Genomic DNA, 1953 nt, shown 5'->3' on the forward strand with positions numbered 1-1953 from the left:
ACATCATATCTCCAAATAACGATATGCTTGATAAGATGAACAGACTTTTTGCTACGTTTCCAGAAGTAGATATGGCTGCCCTTGGTTTTCCTTCTGGTTGGGAAAACGAACCACTGTGGCAATAAAAGGCATTTGGAGTGACTACTAATCATCCCTCATCGCCCACATTTTTGCAATTTCGGTGTAACAGAAGGTTAAAAACGTTAAATTTTCACCCTTTCGTATCTAAACAGAATCCACATTGTCACTTTTCTGCCGTTTAGAGCGTATAGCATTGATAATCAACTAATAATAGATACGATGGCTAAATCTCTTACTGCCGTCATTATTCAAAATAATGTAACAAGTATTGGTTATTACACTTTTGATGGATACGATAACCTTCCTTCTAAAATTAGAATCGACATTACTAAGCATTTTGGGGTTAAGGTATTTTAGAAAGGATGGTAAGATAATGGGTAGCTAAAGCGAGCTGGTTCTATTGCGTTTGCATCATGAGGTTGATAAATCGTGACAAACTACCTGTGAATCTACATTGTATTTTCCATCGAGGGTCGGTGTGGCTCCAAATACGCGATTCTCGCGTGAATTGGTAATGACTTGATTTACAAGCGGTTGTGATTAAAGGTTATATTGGGATGTTCCTCGTCTTAGATCAGGCGTTGCCTTTAGGCATGTTTCGTAGGTCGAAACATGCCTAAAGGCATGACGGAAGATGGCCTTTGGCGACTCGAAAGCTTAGGTATCGCAATGCGATAGATGCCTAACGGTGAATTTATCGCGCAAATTTCAGCGCTCCACACGATAAATCTCAATGATTCGCGCTCTGGTTGGAGCAAAATTCCTACACAACTTTTGCACCAAATATCCCTACAATGCATAAGGTTAGAAGGCCGAGTTGAGTAAGGTGAACATTGGAAAAAGCTCATGGCGAGCATCCGGCAAACCACAAGATAGGTACCCATAAAAGCAACAACAGCGGCTATCGCTCATGAAGAGAGTGGATAGTCGCTGTTGTGAAATTGTGGGTTGTGAGGGAGGGCTATAGGCTCTTGATGAGTCCTTCCATGGGCGCTTTTACGATGCGGCCCAGGTGCATGCCCTCCTCCTCGAGCGCCTCGGCGAGCGGTTGGCGGTAGATTTGCGCCAAGCTGCCGTTGAAGCCGATGGGAAGACGGTTCCAACCCTCATATTGCTTCACGTTGCGCTGCAGGAACGAGCGGAAGTTGTCCTTCACAAATTGGTAAACCACTGGCTCATGGAGGTTCTCCTCAAGGAACGGCATGAACGAGGCCAGGAAGGTGTTGGGGCGTGGCTGGCGGTACACACGATCGATGATCTCGGCAGCCGTCAAGCCATATTTGGCATGGAACCGCTCAATGATGGCCTCCGGCCACTGGCGCTTCAAGAGGTTGCCCAACAGGTACTTGCCCATCGACGCGCCACTTCCCTCATCGCCAAGGATAAATCCCAGGGGCGACACGTTCTTCACAATGCGCTCGCCATCGTAGGCACACGAGTTGCTTCCCGTGCCGAGGATACAAGCGATGCCGGGCTCATGGCCGCATACCGCAATGGCTGCGCCCAGCATATCGGACGCCACCGTGCAGTGGTTACGAATGGTGAGCGTATCGCGCAGCGCCTGTTCCACGATGGGTTGCTTCTCGGGTGTGCAACCAGCACCATAGAAATAAACCGCGTCGACCTCGGTGGTCGGCAAGTGGGGCAGCAAGGCAGAGCGTATTTCCGCCGCAATCTGTTCGCCGCTCACCTGAAACGGGTTGAGTCCTTGAGTCTTTATTTCTTTCACGGCCTGGTGGTTATCCACCAAAGCCCAGTCGGTCTTGGTAGAACCGCTGTCAGCTATCAGTATCATGATATGATGATTTATTGATTAGGAATTAGTACTGATGCGATAAAATCGCATAGTTATTAAAATTCATCAAATAAAGT

General features: G+C 47.6%; 1 protein-coding gene and 1 pseudogene. One reads left to right on the forward strand and one right to left on the reverse strand.

From position 1 onward, the window contains the following. A pseudogene (locus tag WKK33_RS00480) lies at window positions 1-125 on the forward strand (Abi family protein); the annotation flags it as partial. 917 nt (window positions 126-1042) lie between these two features. Here WKK33_RS00480 and WKK33_RS00485 read toward each other — a convergent pair. Continuing rightward, complete coding sequence (locus tag WKK33_RS00485; protein ID WP_337932002.1) at window positions 1043-1876, reverse strand: BadF/BadG/BcrA/BcrD ATPase family protein; 834 nt, start codon at window positions 1874-1876, stop codon at window positions 1043-1045. Between the last annotated feature and the right edge of the window lie 77 nt (window positions 1877-1953).

Source organism: Hallella sp. (assembly GCF_037460745.1).
In the GTDB taxonomy this organism is placed as follows: Bacteria; Bacteroidota; Bacteroidia; order Bacteroidales; family Bacteroidaceae; genus Prevotella; species Prevotella faecis.